Raw genomic sequence first — 21653 nt, 5'->3', positions numbered from 1 at the left:
ACGTCCGTCGGTTAGTGTCACCAGATGCTCGATGCCAACCGCTCTGGCACCGCCACGGCCTCTCCCCGGGCCGCCGGCACGGAGCTCACCGTCCCCCTGACCGCCCCCACGGCCGCGGCCGTCACCGCGGGTGTCCCCGCGGCCACGCCCGTCCCACCGCTGCCGCACCCGGGATTCACCGCCCGCTGCGCCCGTGTGCTGCGGTCCCCGCATGCCCGGCTCTCGCTGCTGTTCGCCCTGCTGGCGGGCGGCGTGGTGGCCGTGCTGCTGTTCGAGCCGCAGCGGCTGCTGACGCACGGCTGGCCGCCGCAGCTCGGCGGGGTCGCGGCGGCCGTCGTCTTCTCGGCGGCGTACGGGCTGTGCACCGTGGCGTTCGTCCCGCGCCCCCTGCTGAACCTGGCCGCGGGCGCGTTGTTCGGCTCGCAGCTCGGGCTGACGACGGCACTCGCCGGCACCGTGCTGGGCGCCGGGGTCGCGTTCGGGCTGGGCCGGATGCTCGGGCAGGACGCGCTGCGCCCGCTGCTGCGGGGCCGCTGGCTGAAGGCGGCCGACGGGCAGCTGAGCCGGCACGGGTTCCGCTCCATGCTGATCGCCCGGCTGTTCCCGGGGGTGCCGTTCTGGGCGGCGAACTACTGCGCGGCCGTCTCCCGGATGCGCTGGCTGCCGTTCCTGCTGGCGACCGCCCTGGGCTCGATCCCGAACACGGCCGCCTACGCGGTCGCCGGCGCCCGCGCCTCGGCGCCGACGTCCCCCGCCTTCCTGATCGCGATGGGCTGCATCGCCGTACCGGCGCTGGCCGGCTCGGTGGTGGCCTGGCGCAAACGCCACCAGCTGCGCGGCCGGTGAGCCGTCCCGGCGGACCGGCCGGCCGAGGAGGCGACCCGGCCGGCTGCGGCAGTCAGCCGAGGGGGATGTCCCGATGCGGTCCGGCGTCATCGCCGTGGCCGGCACGCTGCTCGGTGGCGCGCTCACCGGGCTGACGCGGTTCAGGCACGAGCGGACCGCCCGTGCCGGCCGCAGGACGGACGCGCTGCGGGCGGCGCCGGGCGAGCCGGCGGCCGCGCCTGGCGACCACCGGCGGGCCATGTGGCACCGCGAGGACCTGCGGCTGAGCGGCGCCGAGCGCGGAGGCCGTCGCGGCGGCCCGGGCGGCGCCCCACGCCACCCGGCCCGCCGTCACCGCTCCCCTGGTCGCGGGTCTGCGTGCGGGGGCCGTCCCCGGCGGAACCGGCCCGCAGGGCCTCGCCGGCCGCGTTCGGCATCCGCGACGTCACCGGCCACACCGTGCCGGCCGCCCGCCGCGAGGCCGCCATCGCGGCGACCGACGACCTGGTCGCCGCCGCGGGACGCGCCCTGGCCTGACGGCCGGTCGGCGTTGCGGCCGGCACCGCTGCTTCGGGTCGCACCGGTGTCGCGGGGCGGTCTCCCGGCTCAGACTCCTTCCAGGATCATCGCGTTGGCGAGTCCGCCGGCCTCGCACATGGTCTGGAGGCCGTACCGGGCGCCGCGTCGGCGCATCGCGTGCGCCAGGGTCGTGGTCAGCCGGGTGCCGCTGGCGCCGAGCGGGTGGCCGAGGGCGATCGCGCCGCCGTGCACGTTGACCCTGTCGAGGCTGGCGCCGGTCTCCTGCTGCCAGGCCAGGACCACGGCGGCGAACGCCTCGTTGACCTCGAACAGGTCGATGTCGGCCAGGCTGAGACCGGCCCTGCGCAGTACCTTCTCCGTCGCCGGGACGACACCGGTGAGCATCAGCAGCGGGTCGGAACCGGTCACGGCGAAGCTGTGCAGCCGGGCGAGCGGACGCAGGCCGAGCCGGGCAGCGGTCTCGCCAGACGCGATCAGGACGGCGGAGGCGCCGTCGTTGACGGGACTCGCGTTGCCCGCGGTGACGTTCCACTCGATCTGCGGGAAACGCTCGGCGAAGCCGGGGTCGTGGTAGGCGGGCCGGAGGCCGGCGAGGATCTCCGGGGTGCTGTCCGGGCGGACGCACTCGTCGCGGGCGACGCCGTCCAGCGGTGCGATCTCGTCGTCGAACAGCCCGTCCCGCCACGCGGCGGCGGCCTTGCGGTGGGAGGAGACGGCGAACTCGTCCATCTGCGCCCGGGTGAGGGAGTACTTGGCGGCGATGAGTTCGGCGCTGATGCCCTGCGGGACCAGGCCCTCCGGGTAGCGCTCGGCGACACCGGGCCCGAACGGGTCGGCGCCTGCGGGCACGTTGGACCACATCGGCACCCGGCTCATCGACTCCACACCGCAGGCGACGACGAGGTCGTACGCGCCCGAGACGACGCCCTGCGCGGCGAAGTGCACGGCCTGCTGGGAGGAGCCGCACTGGCGGTCCACCGTGGTCGCCGGCACGGACTCGGGGAAGCCGGCGGCGAGGACGGCGTACCGGGTGGTGTTCATGGCCTGCTCGCCGACCTGGTCGACGGTGCCGCCGATCACGTCGTCGATCAGCGCCGGGTCGACGCCGGAGCGCTCGACCAGGGTGCGCAGGGTGTGGGCGAGGAGCTGTACGGGGTGGACGTGGGCGAGGGAGCCGTTCGGCTTGCCCTTGCCGACGGGGGTGCGTACGGCTTCGACGATGACGGCGTCACGCATGGGTCCGGCCTCCTGCGGTGATCGGACGGGCTACTGGTGAGTAGGAAATCCGGACTCACCATAACCCGGTGAGTTGGAAATTCCAACCCTCCTCTAGACTGGGCGCATGGCCGCCACGAAGGACCCGCGCCCCTGCTCCATCGCCGACGCCCTCGCACTGGTCGGCGAGAAGTACTCGCTGCTCGTCCTGCGCGAGGTGTGCCTGGGCAACGGGCGCTTCGACCAGCTCGTGCGCAACATCGGCGCCCCGCGCGACATCCTGGCCACCCGGCTGCGCCGGCTCGTGGAGGCCGGCATCCTCACCAAGCGCCTCTACAGCGAACGCCCGCAGCGCTTCGAGTACCGGCCCACGCAGGCGGGACTGGAGCTGGAGCCGGTCCTGATGACCCTCAAGGAGTGGGGCGACCGCCACGTCCGCCGGGGCACCGGCCTGCCGATGGCCGTCGAGCACGTCTGCGGCAACGAACTGGTGCCGGTGGTCACCTGCCAGGCATGCGGCGAACCCGTGCGGCACGAGGATCTGACGGCCCATCCGCAGGCCCCGGGCTGGACCGTGACGGGCCCCACAGCCGCCTGAGAGCGCTCCCGTCCCCTGTTTCCGCGCTGCCACCCGGGCCCGCTACGCTTCGGTCGTCACATGATCACCTTTTCTCCCCAGCGCTTGGACGCCGTACCTTCATGTCTTGGTTTGAATCCCTCGTCCTCGGACTCGTCCAGGGACTGACCGAGTTCCTGCCTGTCTCCTCCAGCGCGCATCTGCGGCTGACCGCGGCGTTCTCGGGCTGGGAGGATCCCGGGGCGGCCTTCACGGCGATCACGCAGATCGGCACGGAGGCGGCGGTGCTGATCTACTTCCGCAAGGACATCGGCCGGATCATCGCGGCCTGGTTCCGGTCACTGTCCGACCGGGCCGTGCGCCGCGACCACGACGCGCAGATGGGCTGGCTGGTGATCGTGGGCTCCATACCCATCGGCCTGCTGGGCGTGACCCTGAAGGACCAGATCGAGGGGCCGTTCCGCGATCTGCGGATCACCGCCACCATGCTCGTCGTCGTCGGCGTGGTCATCGGCGTCGCCGACCGGCTGGCGGCCCGGGACGAGACCGGCGGCCGGCACCGCGCGCCCAAGCAGCGCAAGACACTGGACGACCTGGGCGTCAAGGACGGTCTCGTCTTCGGCCTGTGCCAGGCCTGCGCCCTGATTCCCGGCGTGTCCCGTTCCGGCGCGACCATCAGCGGCGGCCTGTTCATGGGCTACCGGCGCGAGGCCGCGGCCCGCTACTCCTTCCTGCTCGCCGTCCCGGCCGTCCTCGCCTCCGGCGCGTTCGAGGTGAAGGACTCGCTCGGCGAGGGTCAAGTGGCCTGGGGGCCGACCCTGTCGGCCACGGTGATCGCGTTCGCGTCCGGATATGCGGTGATCGCATGGTTCATGAAATGGATCTCCAACAAGAGCTTCATGCCGTTCGTCTGGTACCGCGTCGCCCTCGGCATCGTCATCATCGCCCTGGTCTCGGCGGGCGTCCTGAGCCCGCACGCGGCCCAGTCCGCGAGCTGATCGGCGGCCCGGCGGTCCCTGGAGCCCGTCGCGCGTCTGCGCCCCGCTCCCCGGCGGCGCACCCGGCCGGCGCCCGCCCCGGAGCGGCCCCCGCTCCCCACTGCCGTTTCGGCCATCTCCCGCGCCCTTCCGCCCGGCGGCCCGGAGCGGCATATGCCTCCTGGGCTGGGTGGACGGACGGGAACTGGTGTGCGGCGCGGGCCCCGGCGGTGACCGAGCCCATACCTGCTGGGTAGCCATTCGGTGGCGCAGGGTCAGCTTCTGCCCCTAGGCTGGCCCGCATGTCCCCCGATTCCCTGCCCCCTGGTTCCGTGCGGTCCGCCGCCGAGGTCAACGACCAGATCCGGGCGCTGTGGCTGCGCGCGGGCGGCACCCTGTCGGCCGAGGAGCGCGCGAAGTACGAGCTGTTGGTGGTCGAATGGGCGGCCGCGGTCCGCGGGCGGGTCGTCGAGGCGGCCTGATCCGCCGCCTACGCCCGCAGCCGCGCCAGCACCTCGTCCGCCACCGGGAACGGCCGCTCCCCGGGCAGCAGCCGGCTCGCCCGCTCCTTCTCGCCCGCCCGCACCAGGCCACGGATCTCCACGGCCAGCGGGGTCACGTCCTCGATGCCGACGATCCACTCGTCGGCGTACCGGACGGCCGCCTCCCCGCCCAGCCCGAGCTGCAACGACCGGTACGGCAGTGGGTTGTGGTGCAGATCGCGCTCCGGGTCCCACTGGACGCGGGCGGGGCTGCGGGCCAGTTCCCGCTTCCAGGCCGCCCGGTCCGGGTGCAGGGCGGGAGCGTAGTGGGACAGGCAGGCGTGCCGCAGGGCCCACTCGAACCCCTCCCGCCGCACCTCGACGGCGAGGACCGTCTCCTGACCCTCCTTGGTGCCCCAGCCGCAGCGGTACATCATCCACAGGAAGGACGGCTTGATCCAGGTCATCCGGTCCCGCTTCCAGGTGGCCGGGAAGCGTCCGGTGCGGGCGGCCGGTCGGCCGATCTCGGGGCGGTAGGCCTGGTAGACGACGACCGTGGACTCGGTGTGCCGGGCCCGGACACGGAACCTCGGCTCGGTTTCGACGAGTTGTTCGTTCACGGGGACAAGGTTCGGGTGCCGGCCGCACCGCGCACCACCGAATATCGGGCGTCCCTCTTGGCGCCGCGTCCCCCGTGCCCAACACTGTGCCGATGACGCAGCGTGCGGAACTCGCGATCGTGATGGACCGGCTGGCCGTGGACGACCTGGTCACCGAGTACGCCGTGGCGGTGGGCGACGGTGACTGGACGGCGTACGAGGGGCTGTTCACCGCGGACGGGCGGGCCGACTACCGTTCGGCCGGCGGCATCGAGGGTGCCGCGGGCCAGGTCGCCGGCTGGCTCGCCGGGAACACGGCGCTGTCCGCCGTCCGCCAGCATCTGATCGTCAACCGGCGGGTACGGTTCGGCCTCCTGGACCACGACACCGGCGACACCGCCCGGGTACGGGCCGACTACCTCACCCCGACACGGTGGACGGACGCCGGCACCCCCGCCGCGCCGGACCTGGTGTCCGGGGGCCGCTACGAATTCGCCCTGCTGCGCACCCGGGAGGGCTGGCGGCTGTGCGAGGCCGTCGCGCACGAGCAGTGGCGCCGGCCGCCGGCCGGGGAAGCGCCGGCCTCCTAGGCCGGGCCGTCGAACTCCCGCCTGCTCACGCACGCTCGCCGGACCGGGCCCCGACCCGGGTGCGTCCACCCGGCACGCCGAGAGCACGCACCCGACCCCGCACAGCCCGCCCTCCGGGCCAACAGCGGGAGTTCGACGGCACGACCCAGCGGCTCGGACACCGGGAGGCCCGGCCGCGTACGGCCCGCAGCCGCTGCCCGGACCGGGCCGTGCGGGGCACCGGTTCCGGACCCGGCCTGCCGGAGATCGCGCTCCGCCACGCACACTGGAGCATTCGCTGGGTAGGGAGGGTCCCTATGAGGATGATCGACCGTTGCCTGACCTCCCCCTGGCCGCGCTCCGGCGCCGCGGCCCTCGCGGGCGCCCTGCCCGTACTCGCTTTCCCGGCGCCGTCGTTGTGGTGGTTCGCGTACGTCGCCCTGGTGCCGTGGCTGCTCCTGGCCCGCTCGGCGCCGACCGGGCGGCGAGCGGCGTACGACGGCTGGTGCGGCGGCTTCGGCTTCCTGCTGGCCGTGCACCACTGGCTGCTGCCGAGCCTGCACGTGTTCATCTTCCTGATAGCCATCCTGCTCGGCGCGCTCTGGGCGCCCTGGGGCTGGCTGGTGCGCCGGTTGCTCGGCGGGGCGCCGTCGCCGGGCCGGGGCGCCGCCGCGCTGCTGGTGCTGCCGTCCGCCTGGCTGGCGGTGGAACTGGTCCGCTCCTGGCAGGGCCTCGGCGGGCCGTGGGGCATGCTGGGCTCCAGTCAGTGGCAGGTCGGTCCGGCGCTGCGGCTGGCCTCGGTCGGCGGGGTGTGGCTGCTCAGCTTCCTGGTCGTGGCCGTCAACGTGGCGGCGGCCGTGCTGGTCTCCGTTCGTGCCGCACGCGTGCGGGCCGTGGCCTCGCTGGTCGCGACGGCCGCCGCGGCCTCGGCCGCCTGGGCGTGGGCGCCGCGCCCGGAGGTCGACGGGCGGGTGCGGGTCGCCGTCGTCCAGCCGGGCGTCGTGGCCGGGCAGGACAGCGGCGAGAAGCGGTTCGACCGGGAGGAGCGGCTGACCCGGCGGCTCGCCGGGAAGGGCGTCGACCTGGTCGTGTGGGGCGAGTCCAGTGTCGGTTTCGACCTGGACGACCGGCCGGACCTGGCCCGGCGGCTCGCGGCCCTCGCCCGGCGGACCGGCGCCGACGTGCTGGTGAACGTGGACGCACGCCGCTCCGACCGGCCCGGCATCTACAAGAGTTCGGTCCTGGTCGGCCCGGACGGCCTGACCGGCGACCGGTACGACAAGATGCGGCTGGTCCCGTTCGGCGAGTACATACCGGCCCGTTCCCTGCTCGGCTGGGTCACCTCGGTGGGCCGGGCGGCCGGCGAGGACCGGCGGCGCGGCAGCGGACAGACGGTGATGAACGTGGGGCACGGGCTGCGGATCGGCCCGCTGGTGTGCTTCGAGACGGCGTTCCCCGACATGAGCCGGCATCTCGCCGAGGACGGCGCGGACCTGCTCCTCGGCCAGTCCTCGACCTCCTCCTTCCAGCACAGCTGGGCACCGGAGCAGCACGCCTCGCTGGCCGCGCTGCGCGCCGCGGAGACCGGCCGCCCGATGGTGCACGCCACTCTCACGGGTGTGTCGGCGGTTTACGGACCGGAGGGGCAGCGCCTCGGGCCGTGGCTCGGTACCGGCGCGGACACCGCCCGCGTGTACGACGTACCGCTCGCGCACGGTGTCACGCCGTACGCCCGTTACGGGGACTGGCCGGTGCCCGCCGCGCTCCTGGTGCTGGCCGTGCTGTGCGTGACCGAGTGGGCGCGGGCGCTCAGGCTGCGCCGCAGCGGTCCTGCACCGCTCGTACGACCCGTTCGCACAGTTCGTGAGTCGCCAGCGCGTCCCGGGCGCTGAGCGTCTTCCCGGCCCGGACGGCGTCCAGGAAGGCGAGGACCGCCTGCTCGATGCCGCGCTGCCGGGCCACCGGCACCCAGTCGCCGCGCCGGCGCACGGTCGGCTGCCCCTTGTGGTCGATCACCTCGGCGAGGTTGAGCACCTGGCGCTTGCTGTCCTGCCCGGAGACCTCCAGAATCTCCTCGCTGGAGCCGCTGAGCCGGTTCATCACACCGAGCGCGGTGAAGCCGTCGCCGCCGAGCTGGACGACGACGTGGTGGAGCAGCCCGCCCTCGGCGCGGGCCCGGACGGTCACGTCGTCCACCGGGCCGGGCGCCAGGAAGCGCAGGGTGTCCAGGACGTGGATGAAGTCGTCCAGGATCATCGAGCGCGCTTCCTCGGGCAGCCCGATCCGGTTCTTCTGCATGAGGATCAGCTCGCGCGGGTGGTCAAGGCACTGCGTGTACCCGGGGGCGTACCGGCGGTTGAAGCCGACGGCCAGCGGCACACCGCGCCGCTCGGCGAGGTCCACGAGCCGTTCGGAGTCCTCGAGGCGGTAGGCGAGCGGCTTGTCGACATAGGTCGGTACGCCCGCCTCGAGCAACCGCGTGACGATCTCGGGGTGGACGGTGGTGGGGGCGTGCACGAAGGCCGCGTCGAGTCCGGCGGCGAGCAGCGCGTCCAGGGTGGCGTGCCGCCGCTCCGCCGGCAGGTGCAGGGTGTCGGCGACCCGGTCGAGAGTGGCGGGCGTACGGGTCTGGAGGTGCAGGTCGATCCCCGGCTGCGTGCCCAGCACCGGCAGGTACGCCTTCTGCGCGATGTCCCCGAGTCCGATGCAGCCGACCTTCACGTGCTCTCCCCTACCGCTCGCCGATGTGCGCGTCCCCGGCAGCATACGGCGGCCGCCGGCCGGGCGAAGCCGCGCAGGACCGGCGCGGGTCCGGCCTGCGGCAGGGCCGCGATCACCGGCGCCGCGTACGGCGACGACGGCACGGTGGCCGGCCATGTCGACGCGAGCGGCCCTGCCGGCCCGGCGGGCGATCGCGGTCGTACGCGGCAGCCGGGTGGCGGCGATCGCGGCGGGGACGGGGTGGTGCAGGCCGCCGTAGCGGTGCGGCAGTTCGGTGCTCGCGTCGTCCGGTGCCCGCTCCCCCGCCGGGGACATGACCGCCGCGCAGGCGTGCACGTGGCCGCGCTCGGCGGGAGGGCGATGGCTCGTGCGCGGCCGGTTCCTTCAGCGCGGGTGCCGGGCCCGGAGGAGATCCGGGCCGGACTGCGGGAGTTGCCGGCGGGGATGTTCCGGCTCCACGGCTCTCCGGCCGCGCCCGGCGACGTGGCGCGGCCCGCCGATGTGCCGGGCGCGGGGCAGGAAGCCGCCGTCCGAGCGTCATCTCCGGTACCCGGAGCGCCGCCGTACGGGGCAGGAGTCCACCCGTGCGAGGGTACCGGCCCCGGTTTCCCGGTGCCGGGCCGGGCGCCGACCCAGCAGAGTGGCCCGGGTGCATCGAACGACGACGACCGCAGCGCTTCTGGTCACCGTGGCCGTCTCGGCCCTCACCGGCTGTGTGACGGTGCGGCATCCGGCGGCGCCCGGACCGCCACCGGGCACCGTCTCCTCGCAGCCGGCGGCGCGCCGGCCGGACGGCAGCGCGGTGCCCCGGGTGGCGCAGGCACCGCCCCGGGAGGCACTGGAGCCGGCCGGACCGTCCCGCCACCCGGGAGGCTCCGGGACCCAGGCGCCGCTCCGGACGGGGAGCGCACCCCCGGCCGGGCACCGGCCGCCGCTTCCACCCGGTCCCCCGCACCCGGGCCGGCCCTGGCGCTTGCCCGCCGAGCTGTCAGGCCGGCCCCTGCCTTCCCGGCTCCCGACGGGCGGGGAGATGTGCGCTCTGGGCAAGCGGTACGGCGGCTGGCACAAGGACAGCCCGCAGGCCCTGGTCTGCGAACGGGCGTACGGGCACTGAGGCACCGGTGTCCGAGCCGCTACCGGGTCGGCGTGCGCTAACCGGGGCGCTGCCGCGGGGGTGACCAGCCGTCGTCATCCGGGGTGCCGTCCTGGCCGAGCCGGAGTTCCAGCCGGCTGATCGCGGACCGCACCCCCGTGCCGTAGCCGTCGTCCGACAGGTGGCTCGCGGCGCGGCGGGCGCGGCGCAGGTGGCTGCGGGCCGCGTCGGTGCGGCCCAGCTTGACGTAGTCGGCGGCCAGGTTGAGGTGCAGGGAGGGCAGGAAGCCCCGGACGCTGTCCGGGCCGTCGGCCGCCCGGCCGTCCGACAGTTCCTCGGCCGCCGACAACGCGCGCAGATCCCAGGCGAGTTCGTCCGCCGGATCGTCCTGGGTGTCCGCCAGGTAGTGGGCGAGGGTGCAACGGTGCAGGGGGGCGCCGTCCTCGCCGACCTCCGCCCACAGGTCCAGGAAGCGGCTGCGGGCCTCCTCGCGGTCGCCGCCGTGGTGCAGCATCACGACCTGCCCGATCCGCGTCAGCACGCCATCGGGCGCCGCCTGTTCCCGTCGCTCCGCCACCGCGTCCTCCAGGCCGTCGTCGGCTGTTCGTCCGGTCAGCCGTCTGTCCCGACGCTAACCGGCGCCGCCGGCAATCCCCGGCAGGCCGCCCCGGACGGCCGGTAACGGGCCGCCGGCGGACGGGCGCGGCCCGGGCCCGGGCCGCGCCCGCGCGAGCCGTCAGCCGAGGTCCGGGATCCGCCAGTCGACCGGGTCGTGGCCCTGGCGGGCGATCGCCTCGTTGATCTGGGTGAACGGGCGGGAGCCGAAGAACTTCTTCGCGGACAGCGGCGAGGGGTGCGCGCCCTTGACCACGGCGTGCCGGGTCTCGTCGATCAGCGGGAGTTTCTTCTGGGCGTAGTTCCCCCACAGCACGAAGACCGCCGGGTCGGGGCGGGAGGCGACCGCGCGGATGACGGCGTCGGTGAACCTCTCCCAGCCCTTGCCCTTGTGCGAGTTGGCCTCGCCGGCCCGGACCGTGAGGACCGCGTTGAGCAGCAGCACGCCCTGTTCGGCCCACGGCATCAGATAGCCGTTGTCCGGGACGGGCAGTCCCAGCTCGTCCCGCATCTCCTTGTAGATGTTCCGCAGGGACGGCGGGGTCCGTACGCCCGGGCGGACCGAGAAGCACAGGCCGTGGCCCTGGCCCTCGCCGTGGTACGGGTCCTGGCCCAGGACGAGGACCTTGACCCGCTCGTACGGCGTCGCCTCCAGCGCGGCGAAGACCTCTTCGCGCGGCGGATACACCGGCCCCCTCGCCCGCTCCTCCTCGACGAACTCGGTCAGCTCCTTGAAGTAGGGCTGCTGTAGCTCGTCACCCAGAACCCCGCGCCAGGACTCGGGCAGCATGGCGGTGTCGGTCACGTCAACGTCCTCACGATGTGCGGTCACTTCCAGGCGTCCGAACCTACAGGCGACCACTGACAACCGGTGTTGCGAGGGCGGTTCACCAGCTGGTCTTGCGGTGCAGCGTCCACATCATCATGATCGTCGACGGGTCGAGGGCCTGCTCGCCGCCGGCGATGTCGTCACTGGCCGCCACGAACTGCCGGCCCTGCCACAGCGGCACCAGCCGGGCGTCGTTCACCATGATCTGCTGGGCCTGCTCCACGTCCTTCACGGTCTGGGCGCGGTCGCTCTCCGCGCGCGCGTGGGGCAGCAGCCGGCCGGTGATCTCCTTGGCGGGGTAGGGCGTGCCGAGCGCGTTGTGCTCGCCGACGAACGGGGCGATGAAGTTGTCCGCGTCCGGGAAGTCGGGGAACCAGCCGCGCCCGAACACCGGGTACTCGCCCTTCTGGTAGCCGACCACATAGCTCTTCCAGGGGCGGCTTCGCAGGGTGATGCTGAACAGGCCGGAGTCCTCCAGCTGCCGCTTCAGCTCCTGGAACATCCGGCCGGTCTCGGAGCCGTAGCGGTCGGTGGTGTACCAGAAGGTGAGCGGGACCCGCCGGGTGATACCCGCGTCGGAGAGGATCTTGCGGGCCTTGGGGACGCTCGGGTCGCCGTAGTCGTCGAAGAAGCCGGTGGCGTGGCCGGTCAGGCCCTTGGGGACCATCGAGTACAGCGGGTCGACGGTGTCCTTGTAGACCTTGTGCGCGATCGCGCCCCGGTCCACGAGCTGGGCGATGGCCCGGCGCACGGCGGGCTGCCTGGCCCAGGGGTCCTTGGGGTTGAACACCAGGTAGCTGATGTCGGTGCCGGCGCCGTCGACCAGTTGCAGGTCCCCGGTGTTGTGCTGCTGGAGGGCGAGGATGTCGTCGGCGGCGAGACCGCGGTAGGTGACGTCGATCTGCTTGTTCCGCAGCGCCTTGACCATGGCGGCGGAGTCCTGGAAGTAGCGGATGGTCACCGCGTTGTTCTGCGGCTCGGCGAAGCCCCGGTAGTTGCCGTTGCGGACCAGGACGGCCTTCTCGTCCTCCGCGTACGACTCCAGCTTGTACGGGCCCGAGCCGTGGACCGAGGTGTCCTTGCGCAGGGAGGTCGCCGGGTAGTCGTCGGGGTCGACGATCGACATGGCGGGGGTGGCCAGCACGAACGGGAAGGTCGCGTCGGACTTGTTCAGGTGGAAGACGATCTCGCGGTCACCGGAGGTCTCGACGCGGTCCAGGCTGCCGAGCAGCCCGGCCGGGCCACCGGAGGCGTTGATGGTGCGGATGCGGTCGATGGAGTGCCGCACGGCCTGGGCGGTCAGCGGGTCGCCGTCGGAGAACTTCATGCCGGCGCGCAGCTTGCAGCGGTAGACGCGGCTGGTGGAATCGGTGAAGGCGCAGCTCTGGGCGGCGTCCGGCTGGGGGGTGGTGGCCCCGTTCGGGTAGGCGAGGAGCGTCTGGAAGATGTTCCGGTACAGCTCCCAGGAGCCGTCCCAGGCACCGGCCGGGTCCAGCGTACTGGGGGCGCTGGTGGTGCCCACGACGATCGGCCCCTGGCTGTTGGGGTCGCCGTCGGACAGCAGGCCGCAGCCGGCCACCAGGGATATGGACGCGATCGCCGCGACTCTTCGCAGGAATCGGTTCCGGTTGAACACGCGCACGCTCCTCGATCTGCCATACCAAGGTCGGCAGACCATACCGCAGCGTCCGGCCCCCTGAACCTCCCCGGAAACAGGCCTTCTCGATCGACTGGGCGATGACGACGTTGTCAGTCCGCTCTGCGGATTGCCGGCGGTGTTCCGGGCGCCGATCCGTCCGAAAATCGGCGCCCGGAAGGGATGCTCAGTGCACGCCGGCGTTGAGGAAGATGCCGCCGTCCACGACGAGCGTCTGACCGGTGATCCAGTCGGACTGCCCGGAGGTGAGGAACGCGGCGGCGCCGCCGATGTCGGAGGGCACGCCGAGCCGGCCGAGCGGGTAGGGGGCCGCGGCCTCCTCCTCCCGGCCCTCGTACAGGGCCTGCGCGAACTTGGTCTTGACCACGCCGGGCGCGATCGCGTTGACCCGGACGCCGGGCGCGAACTCGTGCGCCAGCTGCTGGGTCATGTTGATCATGGCGGCCTTGCTGATGCCGTAGGCGCCGATGAACGGCGAGGCGGACAGGCCGGCGATGGAGGCGATGTTGACGATCGCGCCGCCGTTGTCCTTCTGCCAGGCGTGCCAGGTCTTCTGGGCGAAGCCCAGCGCGGAGACGACGTTGGTCTCGAAGACCTTGCGGGCGACCTCCAGGTCGAGGTCCGCGATGGGGCCGAAGACCGGGTTGGTGCCCGCGTTGTTGACCAGGAAGTCGACGCGGCCGAAGGCCTCCATCGTCCGCTGGACGGCCTCGCTCTGGTGGTCGAGGTCGTGGGCCTTGCCGGCGACGCCGATGACCCGCTCGGCGCCGAGCGTGCCGACGGCCTCCTTCAGGGCGTCCTCGTTGCGGCCGGTGATGCACACGCGGTCACCGCGGGCGACCAGCGCCTCGGCGATGCCGTAGCCGATGCCGCGGCTCGCGCCCGTGACGAGGGCGACCTTGCCGGACAGCTCCGGGAGTTCAGTCATGTCCGTGCTACCTCTGAATCCCTAGTCGAGCGGTCCGCCGGCGACGTACAGCACCTGGCCGGAGACGAAACCGGCCGCCTCGCCGGTGAAGAAGGCGATGGCGTTGGCGATGTCCTCGGGCTCGCCGACCCGCTGCACCGGGATCTGGGTGGCGGCGGCCTTCTTGAAGTCCTCGAAGCCCATGCCGACGCGGTCGGCGGTGGCCTTGGTCATCTCGGTGGCGATGAAGCCGGGCGCGACGGCGTTGGCGGTGATACCGAACTTGCCCAGCTCGATGGCGAGGGTCTTGGTGAAGCCCTGGAGACCGGCCTTGGCGGCGGAGTAGTTGGCCTGGCCGCGGTTGCCGAGCGCCGAGGAGGAGGACAGGTTGACGATCCGGCCGAAGCCCGCGTCGACCATGTGCTTCTGGACGGCCTTCGTCATCAGGAAGGAGCCGCGCAGGTGGACGTTCAGGACGGTGTCCCAGTCGGAGACGCTCATCTTGAACAGCAGGTTGTCGCGGAGCACGCCCGCGTTGTTGACGAGGATCGTCGGGGCGCCCAGCTCCGCCGCGATCCGGGCGACGGCCGCCTCGACCTGCGTCTCGTCGGAGACGTCCGCGCCGACCGCGACGGCCTTGCCGCCGGCCGCGGTGATCTTCTCGACGGTGTCCTTGCAGGCGGCCTCGTCGAGGTCGATCACGGCGACCGCGTGGCCCTCGGCGGCCAGTCGTACGGCGGTTGCGGCGCCGATGCCGCGCGCCGCGCCGGTGACTACCGCGACCCGCTGTTCAGTGGTGGACATTGCTGCTTCTCCTCGCCCTTGAGAGAACTGCCGGGACTCCCGGGGAGAGAGCCCCTCAAGCGGTGAGCGACCGCTTAGTACCTTCAGCACAGGTGACGCTAGAAGCCCTGGCACCCGGTGTCAACGGCACACCCGGCCGGTGTGATCCATTACCTCACCAGGAGGTCCAGCAACCGCTCCGTCTCGGCGGCCGGGTCGGCGGTCAGCCCGGTGTGCACGGGGCCGGGCTGGACGACCGTGGAACGGGGCGCGATCAGCCAGCGGAACCGGCGCCCGGCGTCGTCCCGGGCCGCCTGCCCGGCCTCCGCCCCGCCCGCGCACACCTTCTCCACGGCACCGAGCGCCGCCCGGACCCCGGCCACGTCGGCCCGCGGGTCCAGCGCGAGCAGCCGCGTCTCGTCCAGGTGGGTCCGGGCGCCGACGTACTGCCGGGCGCGGCAGTAGACGACCACACCCGCGTTCACGCACTCTCCGCGCTCCACCCGGGGGACGACCCGCAGCAGCGCGTACTCGAACACGTCCCGGTCGCCGCCCTGGCCCGCGCGGGTGATGTGCCGCTCGGTGACATGGCCGGCCATGTGGATGTGGCGCTCGCTCACTTGCCCTCCTCGGTGCCGATGCCGGTGATGCGCCCGGCGATGACGGCCGCCCGCGCCAGCAGCGGCCGGATGTAGGCCCGGCGCAGGTCGTCCGGGGTGTCGAAGCCCGGCTCACCGGCGAGCCAGGCGTCCGGGATCTCGGCGGTGACCTCGGCGAGCAGGTCCTCGGTGACCCGGGGCGCCAGCTCGGCCGCGGCGGCGCTCACGTCCGGGGCGAACCGGGCGAGGGCGTGGTCGCCGGCGTCGTAGGCGCGGGCCGCGGAAGCCTCGGCGGAGGGCCAGTTGTGGTGCCAGATCATCGTGGCGCCGTGGTCGATGAGCCACAGCTCGCCCCGGTGCACGAGCAGGTTGGGGTTGCGCCAGGAGCGGTCGACGTTGTTGATCAGCGCGTCGAACCAGACGATCCGGCCGGCCTCCTCGGGGCTCACCGGGAAGGCGAGCGGGTCGTAACCGAGGGCGCCGGAGAGGAAGGCCATGCCGAGGTTGGTGCCGCCGCTGTTGCGCAGCAGGTCCTGCACCTGCTGGTCGGGTTCGCCGAGCCCGAGGACGGGATCCAGCCCCACGGTGACGAGGCGGGGCATCCGGAATCCGAGGCGCCGGGCGAGTTCACCGCACACCACCTCGGCGACCAGCGTCTTGCGGCCCTGTCCGGCGCCGGTGAACTTCATGACGTACGTGCCGAGGTCGTCGGCCTCGACGAGCCCCGGCAGCGAACCGCCCTCCCGCAGGGGCGTGATGTAGCGGGTCGCGGTGACCTCTCTCAGCATTTCCCCGGGCCATCCGTCTCTTCAGACTTGCAATACAAGATCCACCTCGGGCGGAGTGCGGTGGTCCGTGGCTCCCCCGGCAGCCCGTCGGCGGCCGGTCGCCCGTCGCTCCCGGCCTCGGGCGTGAAGTGAGCATAGTAACCGAGGGTGATCACCCGCGAGGAGCGCCCGAGCCGGCGGGCCAGGGACACGACGGACTCCGCCTTGCCCCCTCCGCGAGCGGCGGCCGGCCGCCGGGACGGCGACTGCCGTCCGGCGCATACGCCCGCTCATCTCTGCCTGCGCCGGGCGCGCTCCTGGGGTGGGGAAAACACCACCACACGCTTACCGGATGGGATGAATCCGGTCGGGTGTGTGTTGGTGTGTCTATGCCATCGGGGCACGTCTCCACCAACGGTTCTCGCCGTTCGGAGGGACACGCATGACGAGCCACACCACCGAAGTCGACCTGCAAGGCCTTCTCGACCGAGCGCTGCACGCCACAGCCACGGAAGCGCGCTGGACCGCCGACACGGACGGGATGTGGTGCCTCGTCACACCCCGGTCCGGGACACGGCGCGAGCAGGGCTGGAAGCTGCATCTGTCGGCGACGGCCGCGTCCGCGCCGACGGTCCTCGCGAAGGCTTTGGACGTACTGCTTCCGGAGGAGTCGGCGTTCAAGTTCGCCCGGTCGCTCGACCAGGTCAGCGCGCTCAACACCCGCGCGACCCCCCGGGGGAACTCGGGCAAGTTCATCACCGTCTACCCGCGCTCCGACGCCGACGCGGCCCGGCTCGCCCAGGAGTTGCACCGGGCCACAGCGGGGCTGGCCGGCCCCCGGATCCTGTCCGACCACCCCTACGCCGCACACAGCCTGGTGCACTACCGCTACGGCTCTTTCGTCGGCAGGCAGCGGCTGGCGGACAACGGCCTGCTGGTGTGGTTCATCGAGGATCCCGACGGCAACCCCGTGGAGGACAAGCGCACCGGCCAGTACTCCCCGCCCGACTGGGCGGTCTGCCCGTTCCCCGCCGCGGTGCCTGTCCCGCCGCGTCCGGCGGAGGCGGCGAGCGGCCCGGTGGTGCTCGGCGGCCGCTTCGCGGTGCGGGAGGCGATCCGGCACACGAACAAGGGCGGCGTCTACCGGGGCACCGACGTCCGCACGGGCACTCCCGTGGTGATCAAGGAGACCCGGCCGCACGTGGAGGCCGACGCGGCCGGCCGCGATGTCCGCGACTGGCTGCGCGCCGAGGCCCGGACGCTGGAGAAGCTCAAGGGCCTCGGGCTCGCTCCGGAGCCGCTGGGCCTGTTCGAGCACGGCGGGCACCTGTTCCTGGCGCAGGAGGAGGTGCCGGGGGTCGCCCTGCGCACCTGGGTCGCCGAGCACTCCCGCGACTTCGGGGGCGAGCGTCACCGCGCCGACGCGCTGGCCCTGGTGGCACGCCTGGTGGACCTGGTCGCCGCGGCCCACGCCCACGGCTGCGTCCTGCGGGACTTCACACCCGGCAACGTCATGGTCCGCCCGGACGGCGAACTGCGCCTGATCGACCTGGAACTCGCGGTCCTGGAGGACGACTCCCCCCGGCCGACGCGCCTGGGGACCCCGGGGTTCAGCGCACCCGAACGCCTCACCGGCGCACCCGTCTCCCCGACGGCCGACTACTACAGCCTGGGCGCCACCGCGTGCTTCGTCCTGGCCGGGAAGGTGCCGAACCTGCTGCCCGAGGAGCCTGCCGGCCGGCCCGCGGAACAGCGGCTCGCCGCATGGCTGGCCGCTGTCACCGGGCCGCTGCGCCTGCCGGACGGTCTGGCGGACATGCTGCTCGGCCTGATGAAGGACGATCCTGCCGAGCGCTGGGCCCCGAGCAGGGCCCGAGAGGCTCTCCGGAAGGCGGTTCCGGCACGGCCGGTGTGCGACGCCGCCGCCGGCCCGGCCCGGGACGGCGGCCTCCAGGATCCGGTGGCCGGGCTCGTCAGCCACCTCATCGACTCGATGACCCCGGCCGACGACCGGCGGCTGTGGCCCGTGTCCACCACGGCCGGGGAGAGCGACCCCTGCACCGTGCAGCAGGGCGCGGCCGGCGTCCTGGCGGTGCTCACGCGGTACTGGGAACTCACCGGCGACCCCCGCCTGCCGGAGCTGATCTCCACCGCGGGCCACTGGATCGCACGTCGCGCCGAGAGCGGCGCCACCCGCCCCGGCCTGCACTTCGGCGGCCGCGGAACCGCCTGGGCCCTGTACGACGCCGGACGCGCCATCGATGACCGCGAACTCACCGATCAGGCGCTGGCCCTGGCCCTGGCACCGCAACAGTCCACGCCCAGCCACGACATCACCCACGGCGCCGCGGGCAGCGGACTCGCCGCCCTGCACCTGTATCACCGCACCGGCGACGCACGCTTCGCCGAACTGGCCGTCGCCGCCGCGGACCGGCTGGTCGCCGCCGCTGAGCGTAAACAGTCCGGAGTCAGCTGGGCGGTTCCCGCGGAAGCCTTTTCCCAGGAACCCGGCAAACGCTACCTGGGCTTCGCCCACGGAACGGCCGGCATCGGCTTCTTCCTCCTGGCCGCCGCGGCCGTCTCCGAACGCCGCGAGCACCTGGAACTGGCCGTGGAGGCCGGCGAGCACCTGGTGGCCAGCGCTGTGCTCACCGGCCCGACGGCCCACTGGCCCGCCCAGGCCACGGATGTGCCCACGGCCCCCTACTGGTGCCACGGCGCCGCGGGCGTCGGCACCTTCCTCGTCCGGCTGTGGCAGGTCACCGGCGAGGAGACGTTCGGCGATCTCGCCCGCCGAGCCGCGCACGCCGTCACGGAACGTGCCTCCTGCGCCGCGCTCACCCAGTGCCACGGGCTGGCGGGCAACGGCGACTTCCTCCTCGACATGGCCGACGCCACCGGTGACCCCGCCTACCACGCCATGGCCGCGGAGCTGGCCCGCCTCATCGTCGCCGAACGGGCCCACCGCCAGGGCCACGTGGTCTTCCCCAACGAGTACGGGGACGTCTCGACCAGTTGGAGCGACGGGAGCGCCGGAATCCTGGCCTTCCTCCTCCGGATCCGCCACGCCGACCCCCGGCACTGGATGGTCCAGCTGCCGGCCTGAGCGGCAGGGAGTTCTGCCGCCACCCCCACAGAAGAAGGAGAAACCCATGGAGAACCAGGACCTCGAACTGCTGGCCCGGCTGCACGCCCTTCCCGAGACCGACCCCGTCAGCGTCGACGGAACGCCGTTCGCCGCGACCTGTGTCTGCGTCGGCCTGCTGACCGCCCTCAACACCATCTGCATCGGCATGACCTGCTAGTCCGGTGGCACCACTCGGCCGGCAGCTGACCCGGGCAGCCCCGGACAGCCGCCGGCCGGAGTGACGGCCGGATCCGGGACGCGGCCGTCCCACCGGCCAACAGCCTCCGCCGCCTTCCACGACCGCGCGAGAAGCACCGGAGAGCCTCACGCAACAGCTGCCCCGTGCCTCCGCGACCGCGACCCAGCTGCTCCCACGACCGGTAAGGCCGACGAGACGACATGAGCCCCCTGGCCCCGCGCCCGTACATCCGTACCGCTCCGACCGCCGAGGGAACGGTCCCGCCCGTCCAGCGCACCGGCACCATCGGCCGTCAGCGCCGCCAGGGCGCCGGTCCCCCTGTCCCCTGCCCGCGACGGCTCCCGGCCGGCACCGGGTTCCACCGCCCGCCCGGGGCGGGGCGCGCCCGGTGCCTACCGGTGGACGGGGTCGGACCCGCAGGCAGCCGCATGCCGGTGGAGACGATCGCACCCGGGCAGCCCTCATGACAGCTCCCCTCACCAGCCCGCACGCCACCCAGCACGCCCCCGAGCCCGCGTACGCCATCAGCACCCGTGGTCTGACGAAGAGCTACCCGGGGCCGGAGGGCACCCTCACCCACGCCGTACGCGACCTGGACCTGGACGTGCCACAAGGCGAGACCTTCGCCTTCCTCGGCCCCAACGGCGCCGGGAAGTCCACCACCATCGCGTTGCTCTGCGCCCTGGCCCGGCCCACCGCCGGTCACGCCACGGTGGCCGGTGCCGACGTGCTCACCCAACCCCACCAGGTACGTCAACAGGTCGGCATGCTCTTCCAGCACAGCGCCATGGACCCGGACCTGACAGCCGACCAGAACCTCTACATTCACGCGCGCCTGTACGGGCTGCGCCGACGCCACGCCCGCCGGCGCGCCACCGAGGTGCTGGAGATGGTCGCCCTCACCGACCGGCGGAGCTCCCCCGTACGCACCCTGTCCGGCGGCATGCGGCGCCGCCTGGACATCGCCCGCGGGCTCCTGCACGCACCCCGGGTGCTGTTCCTGGACGAGCCGACCACCGGACTCGACCCCTACGCCCGCGCCCAGGTCTGGGAGCACCTGCGCGCACTGCGCGACCGGTACGGCAGCACCCTCTTCGTCACCACCCACTATCTGGAGGAGGCCGAGAACTGCGACCGGATCGCCATCATCGACCGCGGCCGGCTGGTGGCGCAGGGCGCGCCCGCCGCGCTCAAGGCCGCCATCGGGGACGACCGGGTGGTGCTGCGCACCAGCGACGACGCGACCGCACGACGGGTCGTGCGCCGGACGGCGCCGTCGAACTGCGTCATCACCGTGGACGCCGACGGGGTCTGCCTGCGGGCGCCCGACGGCAGCACCTGGATCCCCCGCCTGTGCGCGGCTCTGGAAGGACACGGCGTCGCCGTGCACGCCGCTTCCGCGACCGCGCCCACGCTCGACGATGTCTTCTTCCACCACACCGGCCGCAGCCTTCAGGCCACGCAACCCGCCCGGACTCCGGCCACCACTCCCATCCCACGCGCAAGCACGGCAGAAGCTGACGGCGGCCCATGACCACACTCACACTCCAGACCTCGGACACCTCCGGCCCCTCGGGCCCCTCCGGCATCTCAGGCAGCGAACGGCCGGCACGTCTACGGCACGAGCTGCGCGCGGTCCACGCACTGGTCCACCGCGATCTGCTCCGCCTGGCCGGCCAACGCACCCACACCGCGCTGATGCTGCTCCAGCCCGTGCTCTACCTCCTCATCCTGGGAGGCGGCCTGGCCGCTCTCATCCCCAGCGCCTCACTGGGCGTCGGCTACCGGACGTACCTGTTCCCCGGGATGCTGATGATGACGGTGCAGATGCCGGCGATCACTGTCGGCGTCCGCCTGATCAACGACCGGGAGAGGGGTTACCTGCGTGAACTCCTGATGGCCCCGGTCAGCCGCACCACCCTGCTCCTGGGCAGCTGTATCGGCGGCACCCTGGCCGCCACGGCCCAGGGCGCCGTACTGCTCGGCCTGGCCGGGGCCGCCGGTCTGCCCTACGACCCGCAACTCCTGGTGCTGCTTCTCGTCAGCATGGTCCTGGCCTCCTTCACCATCACCGCCCTGGCCCTGGCGGTGGCCGTGAGCCTCCGCCGGGCCGAGACGTTCCACGTGCTGCTCGGTCTGGTGATGATGCCGCTGCTGTTCGTCTCCGGCGCCTTCTTCCCGCTGCGGACCATGCCCGGCTGGGCGCGCGCACTGGCCGATGCCAATCCGATCGCCTACGGAGTGGACCTGCTCCGCGGCTGCATCGCCCTGCGGGCGCCGGACCGAGCAGCCGTCGGGGGCATCGAATGGGCCGGCTGGCAGCCGCCCCTCCCCCTCGAAGCCGCTCTCCTCCTCGCCGGTGGCGCACTGGCCCTCCTCTGGGCCGCCCACCGCTTCAAGCGCTCGGAGTGACGAGCGACGCGTCTGCCGCAGTCGTGCGCCCGGCAGGGGGCACCGCCGTCCCGGCCGCTACTCAGCTGTCTGCCGCTCATGTGACTTTCTTGAGTGTCGCCCGAGGTCACCGGGGTTGGCCGGCGTCCGGCCGGCACCCGCTGCGCAGTCGCGGCCCACG

General features: G+C 73.2%; 21 protein-coding genes. 11 read left to right on the top strand and 10 right to left on the bottom strand.

Features of this window, described 5'->3' with window-relative positions; all coding sequences use genetic code 11:
• Window positions 1-24 precede the first annotated feature (24 nt).
• Window positions 25-846, top strand: coding sequence for a TVP38/TMEM64 family protein (locus ABZ117_RS25565; RefSeq protein ID WP_356824117.1), 822 nt, complete (start codon window positions 25-27; stop codon window positions 844-846).
• Window positions 847-1203: 357 nt separating this feature from the next.
• Window positions 1204-1362: a hypothetical protein gene (locus tag ABZ117_RS25560; RefSeq protein WP_356824116.1), complete on the top strand. Its 159-nt coding sequence runs from the start codon at window positions 1204-1206 to the stop codon at window positions 1360-1362.
• Between the two features lie 69 nt (window positions 1363-1431).
• Here ABZ117_RS25560 and ABZ117_RS25555 read toward each other — a convergent pair whose 3' ends face one another.
• Window positions 1432-2601: a thiolase family protein gene (locus tag ABZ117_RS25555; protein ID WP_356824115.1), complete on the bottom strand. Its 1170-nt coding sequence runs from the start codon at window positions 2599-2601 to the stop codon at window positions 1432-1434.
• 106 nt (window positions 2602-2707) lie between these two features.
• On the opposite strand from ABZ117_RS25555, the gene ABZ117_RS25550 reads away from it, so the two are divergent.
• The 3 genes from ABZ117_RS25550 to ABZ117_RS25540 all read left to right on the top strand — a co-directional run bounded on the left by ABZ117_RS25550 (window position 2708) and on the right by ABZ117_RS25540 (window position 4616).
• Window positions 2708-3178: a helix-turn-helix domain-containing protein gene (locus ABZ117_RS25550; RefSeq protein ID WP_356824114.1), complete on the top strand. Its 471-nt coding sequence runs from the start codon at window positions 2708-2710 to the stop codon at window positions 3176-3178.
• Window positions 3179-3279: 101 nt separating this feature from the next.
• The gene (locus ABZ117_RS25545) at window positions 3280-4155 is read left to right on the top strand and encodes an undecaprenyl-diphosphate phosphatase (RefSeq protein ID WP_356824113.1); all 876 of its coding nucleotides are present in this window, start codon (window positions 3280-3282) and stop codon (window positions 4153-4155) included.
• Between the two features lie 281 nt (window positions 4156-4436).
• Window positions 4437-4616 carry a hypothetical protein gene (locus ABZ117_RS25540; protein WP_356824112.1) on the top strand — a complete coding sequence of 60 codons (180 nt, stop codon included), beginning with the start codon at window positions 4437-4439 and terminating at the stop codon, window positions 4614-4616.
• 8 nt (window positions 4617-4624) lie between these two features.
• Here ABZ117_RS25540 and ABZ117_RS25535 read toward each other — a convergent pair whose 3' ends face one another.
• Complete coding sequence (locus ABZ117_RS25535; protein ID WP_356824111.1) at window positions 4625-5236, bottom strand: DUF4291 domain-containing protein; 612 nt, start codon at window positions 5234-5236, stop codon at window positions 4625-4627.
• A 92-nt stretch (window positions 5237-5328) separates the two neighbouring features.
• On the opposite strand from ABZ117_RS25535, the gene ABZ117_RS25530 reads away from it, so the two are divergent.
• A complete protein-coding gene (locus ABZ117_RS25530) occupies window positions 5329-5805 on the top strand; it encodes a nuclear transport factor 2 family protein (RefSeq protein ID WP_356824110.1) in 477 nt (158 codons plus the stop codon).
• Window positions 5806-6101: 296 nt separating this feature from the next.
• Window positions 6102-7676, top strand: coding sequence for an apolipoprotein N-acyltransferase (lnt, locus tag ABZ117_RS25525; RefSeq protein WP_356824109.1), 1575 nt, complete (start codon window positions 6102-6104; stop codon window positions 7674-7676).
• Here lnt and ABZ117_RS25520 read toward each other — a convergent pair.
• The 8 genes from ABZ117_RS25520 to ABZ117_RS25485 form a co-directional block, all read right to left on the bottom strand.
• Entirely contained in the window at window positions 7594-8505 is a 912-nt protein-coding gene (locus ABZ117_RS25520) for a Gfo/Idh/MocA family oxidoreductase (protein ID WP_356824192.1), read from the bottom strand. The two genes, lnt and ABZ117_RS25520, sit on opposite strands and share 83 nt — an antisense overlap.
• Before the next feature lie 1151 nt (window positions 8506-9656).
• Window positions 9657-10175 (bottom strand): hypothetical protein, encoded by a 519-nt coding sequence (locus ABZ117_RS25515; protein WP_356824108.1) that lies wholly within the window; start codon window positions 10173-10175, stop codon window positions 9657-9659.
• A 159-nt stretch (window positions 10176-10334) separates the two neighbouring features.
• On the bottom strand, window positions 10335-11018 hold the full coding sequence (ung, locus tag ABZ117_RS25510; protein ID WP_356824107.1) for a uracil-DNA glycosylase: 684 nt from the start codon (window positions 11016-11018) through the stop codon (window positions 10335-10337).
• A gap of 82 nt (window positions 11019-11100) precedes the next feature.
• Window positions 11101-12678 (bottom strand): ABC transporter substrate-binding protein, encoded by a 1578-nt coding sequence (locus tag ABZ117_RS25505; RefSeq protein ID WP_356824106.1) that lies wholly within the window; start codon window positions 12676-12678, stop codon window positions 11101-11103.
• Window positions 12679-12865: 187 nt separating this feature from the next.
• Window positions 12866-13627 carry an SDR family oxidoreductase gene (locus ABZ117_RS25500; protein WP_356824105.1) on the bottom strand — a complete coding sequence of 254 codons (762 nt, stop codon included), beginning with the start codon at window positions 13625-13627 and terminating at the stop codon, window positions 12866-12868.
• A gap of 21 nt (window positions 13628-13648) precedes the next feature.
• Window positions 13649-14410 carry a 3-oxoacyl-ACP reductase FabG gene (gene fabG / locus ABZ117_RS25495; RefSeq protein ID WP_356824104.1) on the bottom strand — a complete coding sequence of 254 codons (762 nt, stop codon included), beginning with the start codon at window positions 14408-14410 and terminating at the stop codon, window positions 13649-13651.
• 149 nt (window positions 14411-14559) lie between these two features.
• Window positions 14560-14988 carry a DUF3037 domain-containing protein gene (locus ABZ117_RS25490; protein ID WP_356824191.1) on the bottom strand — a complete coding sequence of 143 codons (429 nt, stop codon included), beginning with the start codon at window positions 14986-14988 and terminating at the stop codon, window positions 14560-14562.
• Between the two features lie 17 nt (window positions 14989-15005).
• Complete coding sequence (locus ABZ117_RS25485) at window positions 15006-15776, bottom strand: HipA family kinase (RefSeq protein WP_356824103.1); 771 nt, start codon at window positions 15774-15776, stop codon at window positions 15006-15008.
• A 421-nt stretch (window positions 15777-16197) separates the two neighbouring features.
• Here ABZ117_RS25485 and lanL point away from each other — a divergent pair, with 421 nt between their 5' ends.
• The 4 genes from lanL (at window position 16198) to ABZ117_RS25465 (ending at window position 21493) form a co-directional block, all read left to right on the top strand.
• A complete protein-coding gene (gene lanL, locus ABZ117_RS25480; protein ID WP_356824102.1) occupies window positions 16198-18861 on the top strand; it encodes a class IV lanthionine synthetase LanL in 2664 nt (887 codons plus the stop codon).
• A gap of 46 nt (window positions 18862-18907) precedes the next feature.
• On the top strand, window positions 18908-19060 hold the full coding sequence (locus ABZ117_RS25475) for a VenA family class IV lanthipeptide (protein WP_356824101.1): 153 nt from the start codon (window positions 18908-18910) through the stop codon (window positions 19058-19060).
• 484 nt (window positions 19061-19544) lie between these two features.
• On the top strand, window positions 19545-20615 hold the full coding sequence (locus tag ABZ117_RS25470; protein WP_356824100.1) for an ATP-binding cassette domain-containing protein: 1071 nt from the start codon (window positions 19545-19547) through the stop codon (window positions 20613-20615).
• On the top strand, window positions 20612-21493 hold the full coding sequence (locus ABZ117_RS25465) for an ABC transporter permease (RefSeq protein ID WP_356824099.1): 882 nt from the start codon (window positions 20612-20614) through the stop codon (window positions 21491-21493). The genes ABZ117_RS25470 and ABZ117_RS25465 overlap by 4 nt, the downstream gene beginning before the upstream one ends.
• Window positions 21494-21653 lie beyond the last annotated feature (160 nt).

Origin of the sequence: Streptomyces sp. NPDC006309, from assembly GCF_040613095.1 — a bacterium.
GTDB lineage: Bacteria > Actinomycetota > Actinomycetes > Streptomycetales > Streptomycetaceae > Streptomyces.
The sequence above is the reverse complement of the archived record's forward strand: the minus strand, read 5'-3'. Positions and strand labels throughout refer to the sequence as shown.

Excerpts from the sequence above, each read along its gene's own strand:
- lanL (WP_356824102.1), top strand. The coding sequence starts at position 16,198 with ATGACGAGCCACACCACCGAAGTCGACCTGCAAGGCCTTCTCGACCGA.
- ABZ117_RS25475 (WP_356824101.1), top strand. The coding sequence starts at position 18,908 with ATGGAGAACCAGGACCTCGAACTGCTGGCCCGGCTGCACGCCCTTCCC.
- ABZ117_RS25485 (WP_356824103.1), bottom strand. The coding sequence starts at position 15,776 with ATGCTGAGAGAGGTCACCGCGACCCGCTACATCACGCCCCTGCGGGAG.
- ABZ117_RS25550 (WP_356824114.1), top strand. The coding sequence starts at position 2,708 with ATGGCCGCCACGAAGGACCCGCGCCCCTGCTCCATCGCCGACGCCCTC.
- ABZ117_RS25555 (WP_356824115.1), bottom strand. The coding sequence starts at position 2,601 with ATGCGTGACGCCGTCATCGTCGAAGCCGTACGCACCCCCGTCGGCAAG.
- ABZ117_RS25545 (WP_356824113.1), top strand. The coding sequence starts at position 3,280 with ATGTCTTGGTTTGAATCCCTCGTCCTCGGACTCGTCCAGGGACTGACC.
- ABZ117_RS25490 (WP_356824191.1), bottom strand. The coding sequence starts at position 14,988 with ATGGCCGGCCATGTCACCGAGCGGCACATCACCCGCGCGGGCCAGGGC.
- ABZ117_RS25530 (WP_356824110.1), top strand. The coding sequence starts at position 5,329 with ATGACGCAGCGTGCGGAACTCGCGATCGTGATGGACCGGCTGGCCGTG.
- fabG (WP_356824104.1), bottom strand. The coding sequence starts at position 14,410 with ATGTCCACCACTGAACAGCGGGTCGCGGTAGTCACCGGCGCGGCGCGC.
- ABZ117_RS25540 (WP_356824112.1), top strand. The coding sequence starts at position 4,437 with ATGTCCCCCGATTCCCTGCCCCCTGGTTCCGTGCGGTCCGCCGCCGAG.
- ABZ117_RS25470 (WP_356824100.1), top strand. The coding sequence starts at position 19,545 with ATGACAGCTCCCCTCACCAGCCCGCACGCCACCCAGCACGCCCCCGAG.
- ABZ117_RS25465 (WP_356824099.1), top strand. The coding sequence starts at position 20,612 with ATGACCACACTCACACTCCAGACCTCGGACACCTCCGGCCCCTCGGGC.
- lnt (WP_356824109.1), top strand. The coding sequence starts at position 6,102 with ATGAGGATGATCGACCGTTGCCTGACCTCCCCCTGGCCGCGCTCCGGC.
- ABZ117_RS25565 (WP_356824117.1), top strand. The coding sequence starts at position 25 with ATGCTCGATGCCAACCGCTCTGGCACCGCCACGGCCTCTCCCCGGGCC.
- ABZ117_RS25500 (WP_356824105.1), bottom strand. The coding sequence starts at position 13,627 with ATGACTGAACTCCCGGAGCTGTCCGGCAAGGTCGCCCTCGTCACGGGC.